4 protein-coding genes are annotated in these 6,457 nt (G+C 68.7%); all 4 read left to right on the top strand.

What is annotated here, in order from left to right; genetic code table 11:
- A partial coding sequence (locus tag ACIQ3R_RS13565; RefSeq protein WP_397419369.1) for a beta strand repeat-containing protein occupies positions 1-2,676 on the top strand: 2,676 nt, incomplete at its 5' end.
- Complete coding sequence (locus ACIQ3R_RS13560; protein ID WP_397419367.1) at positions 2,673-4,502, top strand: ShlB/FhaC/HecB family hemolysin secretion/activation protein; 1,830 nt, start codon at positions 2,673-2,675, stop codon at positions 4,500-4,502. The genes ACIQ3R_RS13565 and ACIQ3R_RS13560, both read left to right, overlap by 4 nt.
- Positions 4,499-5,188, top strand: a complete 690-nt coding sequence (locus tag ACIQ3R_RS13555) for a HupE/UreJ family protein (RefSeq protein WP_397419365.1) — start codon at positions 4,499-4,501, stop codon at positions 5,186-5,188. Before ACIQ3R_RS13560 ends, ACIQ3R_RS13555 begins: the two co-directional genes overlap by 4 nt.
- Before the next feature lie 106 nt (positions 5,189-5,294).
- Positions 5,295-6,236, top strand: coding sequence for an alpha/beta hydrolase (locus tag ACIQ3R_RS13550; protein ID WP_397419363.1), 942 nt, complete (start codon positions 5,295-5,297; stop codon positions 6,234-6,236).
- Positions 6,237-6,457 lie beyond the last annotated feature (221 nt).

Genomic DNA, 6,457 nt, shown 5'->3' with positions numbered 1-6,457 from the left:
ACGGGCAGCGGCGCGGCCGGAGACGTGCGCCTCATCGCCGATGATGTTCGTCTGGGTGGCGGCGCGTTCGTAGGATCTACCGTCAGCGGATCGGCCGATGCCGGTGACGTGTTGATCGAGGCCAAGAACCTGATCGTCGATTCCGCCGTCATCAACTCGGCCGCGCTCCCGGGCAGCACGGGGGCTGGCGCCGACATTCGATTGCGCGCCGACGCCTTCGACCTTGGCGCGGCGATCGTCACGACCCAGAGCTTCGGCGCCGGGCGGTCCGGCGACGTCGTCATCCAAGGGGGCTCGCTCCTCGTGTCTGGGGGGTCGTTCGGCTCCACGCCGGGTGGATTGGCAGACTCCGGGAACCTGATCATCGACCTCTCCGGCAGCTTCAAAGCCGACGGTGGAATCTTTGGAGTCTCGACCTTCAGTCCGGAGGGCGCCGTCGCCGCGGGCACGATCAGCATCAAGTCCTCGTCGCTGCTCATGAGCGGCAGCTTCTTCCTCACCCAGTCCAGCGGCCCCGGCGCGCCGGGCCGGGTGCTCATTGAGACCCGCGGTGACGTCGCCCTCGATGAGGTCTTCTATGACGGCGACGCGAAGGACGGCGAGGGCGCTCTCCCGGGGATCTTCCGCCTGCGCGCCGCGGGCGACATCTTCATGCGCAATGTGTTCTTCTCCTCGAACACCAACGGGCTCGCCGACGGCGGTGTTATCGAGGTCGCCGGTCGCAATCTGGAACTGCTCAACACCCTGATCCTGACCGAAGCGGCCGCCGGTTCCCGGGGCGCGGCGGGCCAGGTCACGCTTCAGGCTTCGGGCGACATGTTCCTGTCCAACAGCCAGATCTCCTCCAGCACGCGCGGGGATGGCGATGCGGGCGATGTCCGAGCCGAAGCGCGGGCGATCACCCTCGACGTTTCCTCCGCCCTGCGTTCCGACGCCCAATCGGGAAGCACCGGCCGGGCCGGCGGCGTGCGCGTCGAGTCGCGGACGCTCATTGTCCAGGAATCCTCGGCGATCAGTTCCGAGTCCCAACTCGGGGCCCGAGGCGACGCGGGCGAGGTCTCCATCGATGTCGGGAAGCTCACGCTGGCGACGGCCGGCTCCATCTCTTCGACGACCACAAGTTCGGGCGCTGGCGGAACGGTGTCGATTCGAGCCGACGAGATCTTCCTGGCGGGAGAGTCGCAGGGCTTCACCTCGATCCTGTCCGAGACCTTTGGCGAGGGGCGTGGCGGAAACATCAACATCCAGGCGGGAAAACTCACGCTGGATCGTGGCGCCCTGATCTCGACGGTGAGCCGCTTCGATGCTGACGCGGGCGGCATAGCCCTGAAGGTGGGTGATCTGGCGGTGCTGAACGGCAGCGTGATCGCAACGGTCAGCTTCGGAGCGGGCAAGTCAGGCGACATCCTGATCAACGCCGAGAACGTCGATGTGCTGTCTGACGAGCGGTTCAACAACTCCGCGATCACCTCAGCCGGTGTTCGAGGCGGCGGAGGAGATATCCGCCTTGATATCGGCCGCTCGCTCGTCGTCGACTTCGGGCAGATCTCATCCGACACCACCAACGACGGTGATGCCGGGGACATCGCCATCAAGGCCGGCACGGCTGTCCTCCGCAATTTCGGCAGCATCAGTTCGAGCACTCAGGGCTTTGGGGACGCCGGCTCGATCTCCCTCCAGGCGAAGTCGGTCACACTGGAGCAAAGCGCCAGCATCATTTCGGCCGCGACGCCGCTTTCCGAGGGCGGGAACGCCGGGTCAGTCGCCGTGGCCGCGGACAACATCCTGGTCCGAAGCGGCTCCCTTGTATCCACATCGACCCTGAGCGTGGGCGATGCGGGCCTGGTCTCGATCCGAGCCAAGAGTCTGCGCCTTGACGGCGGGTTCATCTCGTCGGCCGCCGAAGTGGGGTCCCGGGGCCGAGCCCGAGACGTTCAGATCATCGCTGATGACGTGTCCGTGCTGAACCGTGGCTCGATCGATACGCTTTCCGCCAATCCCAATGTTGCAGGCCGGATCGATATCCGGGCGGGGACGTTGCTCGTGGACGGCCTTGGCTCATCGATCAGCAGCGAGAACATCGCCGGCGATCCGACCTTCACACGGTCCGGTCCCGGGGGCGACGCCGGCACGATCCTGATCGAGGCGGATGGCCTGACAATCTCGAATGGAGGTCGCGTTACGACCAACTCCTTCGCGGGCGCAGCCGGGGACATCAATGTGAAGATGCGCCGTCCCGGCGTCATTCTCCTCCAGGGATTGGTCCCGGGTGTGATTCAGACCTCTTCCGGTCCCGGAACCGGCGGGCGGATCACCATCAACGATCCGCTGGCGATCATCTCCAAGGGCGGTTCGATCCTGGCGCTCGGTGAACGGCAGGGGGCCAATGTGGCGATCCAGACCGGCTTCTTCATCAATGCGTCGGATCGGGTGAACACGGTGGCGGTCGACGGCAATCTGGCGTTGGAGGGCGGGGTCGAGGATGTCTCCGGCGGTACGGTGGAACGGGATCTTTCTGTGCTGGATGCATCGCGTGTGCTGCGCGGACAGTGCCCCGTGGCGCGCGCGACCGGGCAGGTGAGCCAACTGATAACCCGTCAGGTCGGCCCCCACGCCGCCGAACCGGCGCCGGGCGCGGCGAGTGTCACAACTGCGACGCCAGGGGCCTGCCCTTGAGACCGCTGGCCTGGGCGCTCGCGGGGGCCTTCGCGGCCTCGCCCGCCGTGGCGCAGCCTGGCCCCCGCACGGGACCGGACGCCGCGCCGCTCTCGCCACCGGCCTACGCCACGCCGCCTGCACCCCGGGCCACGCCCGCTGCGCCGAGCCCTGGCCCCAGGACTGTGACGCCACGTCGGGTGAGCCGGGTCGTTGTGACCGTTGCGGGCCCGGACTCCGGCGCAACGCCGCCGAAGGATTGGCGGCCGCCTTCGGACGTCGGGCCGGGCCTTGTGTTGACCCACGCCCCCGGGCAGGCCCTCGACGCGGCTTGGGTGCGGGCCCAGTTCACCGCCAACCGCAGCCCGGAGGAGGGGAGCGGTGGGCGAGCCCTGGCGTTGGTGCAGGCGATCAACCGGGCCTATCTGTCGGCGGGATTCATAAACTCGGGCCTTGTGTCCCGGCCTTCCAACACGCCCGATGAACTGGTGCTGGAGTTGATCCTGGGCGGGCTGTCCGCAGACCCCGCCGGGCGACCGGATGTCAGCGTGGCCTGGGTCGCGGGTTCGGATGGGGGACTCACGGCCAGCTATCTGCGCGCCCGCATGCCCTCAACGCGGGCCCGACCGTTGAGCGCGGTCGATCTGGAGCGGGACTTCCGCCTCCTGGCCGAGGATCCTGCGATCCGCACCCTGACCGCGGACCTGCGCCCTGGGACGCGCCCGGGGGAGGCCAGCCTGGCGCTCAGCGTATTGCCGCAGGAGCGGTTCGAACTGGCGGTGACCGGCGCTAACAACCGCTCGCCCTCCGTGGGCGGCGAGCGGCTCTCAGCGGCGGCGAGCCTACGCAACGCCGCGATCCCGGGCGACCTGTTGAGCTTCGAAGCCGGCGTAACCGATGGGCTGGAGGACGCGGCCCTGAGCTATGGCGCGCCGCTCGCGCCGCGCCTGACCGCGTTCGTCCGCGCCAGCCTGAACGAGGCGGCGGTGGTGGACAGGGAACTTGCGCCTCTGGACATCGAGGCGCGTGATCGGGCGGGCGAGGGCGGGGTGAACTGGCGGCTGTCCGAACGGCCCTTGCTGCCGCTCGAGGGCGGCGGATGGCGGTCGGCGGAAGCGTTGACCGTCGGGATCCAGGCGTCTCGACGCATCTCGCGCACCTATCTTCTGGGCCAGCCCTTTTCGTTCAGCCCCGGCGCGGTCGAGGGGCGCAGCGCCTATACCGCCGTGCGCCTGGTCGGCGACTATGTGGCGCGCAATGTGGACCGGGTGTTCGCCGTCTCGCTCACCGGGACCCTCGGCGTGAAGGGGACGAGATCGGACATCCCCGGCGTCATCTCGCCCGAGCGCGACTTCAAGGCGGCGCTGGCCCAGGTGAATTACGCCCGGCGCCTGACCGGCAACGGGTTGGAGCTGCGCGCGCGGCTGACCGGCCAGTACGCATCGGGGACGCTCTACTCCGGCGAACGACTGGCTGCGGGTGGCGAGGTCAGCGTGCGCGGCTATCGCGAGACCCTGGTGCTCGCCGACCGGGGCGCGATCGCCTCGGTGGAGTTCGCGCGGCCGATCCGACCGTTCGGTCGCGCCTCGGGATCGGGGTTCGACTGGGGCGCCTTCACCGCCTCGGTGTTCGCGGACGGCGCCTACATGCGAAACGCCCGTCCGCCGCACCCGAAGAAGACACTGTCCAGCGCGGGCGCCAGCCTGGCCTGGACGCCCTCGGAAGCGCTCTCGTTTCGCGTGACCTATGCCCGGGCGCTTGACCGGGTGCGGATCGCCGGAGAACGCGACCTGCAGGACGATGGCGTGCACATCCGGATGACGGTTTACCCGCTGCGGTTCCGGTGAAGACCTCCGCATCGATCCTGCTTGGTCTCGCCGTTGCGGCCCTGGCGGGGCCGGCGCTTGCGCACGCAATCGGCGGCGCGGACGCCGCCTTCGTGGCCGCCGCGCGGGGACCCGACCCGCTGCCGTTCGCCTATCTCGGCGCCAAGCACATGGTCACCGGCTACGATCACCTGCTCTACCTCGCGGGGGTCGTGTTCTTCCTGGCCCGGGCCCGTGACGTGCTCCTCTATGTGAGCCTGTTCTCGCTCGGCCACTCGATCACCCTGATCAGCGGCGTGCTCTTCGGTACGACGGTCGATGCCCACCTGGTCGACGCGGTGATCGGCCTGTCGGTGATCTACAAGGGATTTGAGAACCTGGGCGGCTTTCGCACCGTGTTCGGCGTCCAGCCGGATCCACGTGCGGCCGTGCTGGCGTTCGGGCTGGTCCACGGCCTGGGTCTCGCCACCAAGCTGCAGGACCTCGGGCTGAGCCCCGAGGGCCGGTTGGCGAACCTCCTGGCGTTCAATGTGGGCGTGGAGATAGGACAGGTCCTGGCGCTTTCGGCGATCCTGGTCGTGGTCGCGGGTTGGCGTCGACTGGCGCTCTGGGGGCCGACGTCAGTGGCCTTCAACCTTCTGCTGATGACGGCCGGCGTCGTGCTCACGGGGCATCAAGTCGCCGCGTACATGCTCAATTTGAGTTAGCTCAATGAGCGCCGGGAAGAACGGCGCTTCCGCTTCTTTTGGCTTGGGCGCACCGTACCTGCAGGGTGCGATGGCATGCGCCTGGGCGCGTGGCGTGGAGCGTGACATGAGCGGTTCCGATCACCTCGTCGATCCTGAGCTGCGGCCATTGCTGGCCATGATCTCCGATGCGTTTACGCCGACCCTGGAATCCCTGCCGGCGATGCGAATGCGGAGCGACGCCGGGGCGCGCATGTTCGGCGGCGCGGGCGCCCCGGAGGCCAGGGTCGAGGTCGCGCCACCCGGGGTTGAGGTCCGGCTGCAGATTCCGCCCGGCGGCGGGGCGGGCGGCGCAATCTACCACATTCATGGCGGCGGCTTTGTCGTCGGCAGCGCGGCGGCGGCCGATGCGCGCAATTGGCAGCGCGCCGTCGCGTTCGACGCCGTGGTTGTCAGCGTGGAGTATCGGCTGGCGCCGGAGGTCGCCTTTCCGGGCCCGCTGGAGGACTGCTACGCGGGCCTGAGGTGGCTGGCCGCCAACGCCGCCGCCTTGGGTGTCGATCCGGGTCGGATCGTTGTGGTGGGCGAGAGCGCCGGAGGGGGGCTGGCGGCGGCGCTGGCGCTTCTGGCCCGGGACCGGGGCGGTCCGCGCCTGGCGGGTCAGGTCCTGGCCTACCCGATGCTGGATCATCGAACCGCTGGGCCGGACGATCCCTATGGCAACCGGTACGCCGGGGATCACATCTGGACTCAGGAAGCCAACCGGTTCGGATGGCGTTGCATGCAGGGCGACTACGACCTTTCTGAAGATGGTCTGGCCTATTTCTCTCCGGCTCGGGCGGCTGATCTCGCCGACCTGCCGCCGACCTTCATCGGCGTGGGCGCGCTGGATCTGTTCGTCGACGAAGACCTCGACTTTGCGGCCCGCCTCGGTCGCGCGGGCGTGCCTGTGGAAGCGCATCTCTATCCCGGCGCGTTTCACGCCTTCGACCTCGCGGCGGACTCCGCCGTCGCGCAACGCTTCGCCGACGACATCGCCAGCGCGGTTCGGCGAATGCTGAAGGGGTAAGTCAGGGGCTGGACAGGACGCCGTGCTTGGCCCTAGCGAAGACCGCAAAGGGAGACGCCAAGAATGGAACTGAAGCCTGGCTCGCGCTGGAAGAGCGCGGTTTGCGACACCGAGGTCGTGGTGGTGCGGCCGCCGAAGACCCCGGCCAGCCTGGAATGCGGCGGCCACGCCGTGATCCCGCACGCGCAGGGCAAGCCTGAGGGGCTGGCGCCGTCGGCTGA

The sequence above is a fragment of the Phenylobacterium sp. genome, from assembly GCF_044371015.1.
GTDB lineage: Bacteria > Pseudomonadota > Alphaproteobacteria > Caulobacterales > Caulobacteraceae > Phenylobacterium.
Note: the sequence above shows the minus strand (reverse complement) of the source record. Positions and strands in the feature narration are given on the sequence as shown.